The sequence below is a fragment of the Vibrio sp. D173a genome (assembly GCF_030248475.1).
Map to the genome: position 1 here is coordinate 1 of NZ_JAHGAH010000928.1, position 827 is coordinate 827.

The 827-nt window shown below is 44.5% G+C and carries 1 protein-coding gene; it reads right to left on the reverse strand.

Translation table 11 applies throughout. The features are described from left to right. Nucleotides 1–827, reverse strand: an 827-nt coding sequence (locus tag KIV40_RS30345) for a DUF3458 domain-containing protein (protein WP_285352977.1), incomplete at both ends; no start/stop codon positions are given.

Genomic DNA, 827 nt, shown 5'->3' on the forward strand with positions numbered 1-827 from the left:
CAACTGGCTTTCCGTTACATTGTAACTCAATCACTTCGCCGTTTTCTTTGTATAGCTCGATATCAAACGGAATATGCAGAGCTTGTTTCTCTTTCTGTTCGTGTGTTGGTTCTGTGCGTTGACGAGTAGTCAAAGTGTACTGTTTAGCATCCGCATCGTAACGACTTTCCACTGACAGCGTTGGCGTACCAGATTGGCTATACCATAGACGGAACTGAGTAAGATCGACAGCAGAAGCATCTTCCATCGCTGCGACTTTTTGGAAACCTTCTTCGCCAAGCAACGTATGGATCATACGAATCACTTCGCTACCCTTTTCGTATACCGTCAAAGTGTAGAAGTTGTTCATCTCAATCACTTTTTCAGGACGAATTGGGTGAGACATAGGGCTCGCGTCTTCTGCGAATTGAGGGCCGCGAATAATACGTACGTTATTAATACGATTTACTGCACGAGAGCCAAGATCCGATGAGAACTCTTGATCACGGAATACGGTTAGGCCTTCTTTCAGGCTCAATTGGAACCAGTCGCGACAAGTCACACGGTTACCAGTCCAGTTATGGAAATATTCGTGTCCGATAACCGCTTCAATACCTAGATAGTCGGTATCGGTTGCCGTTTGGTCATTAGCTAAAACGAACTTAGAGTTAAAGATGTTTAAGCCTTTGTTCTCCATCGCACCCATGTTGAAGAAATCAACGGCAACGATCATGTAGATGTCTAAGTCGTACTCTAGGTCGAAACGTTCTTCGTCACATTTCATTGAGTTAATCAGTGACACCATTGCGTGGTTGGCGCGATCTAGGTTGCCTTTATCAACAAAGATC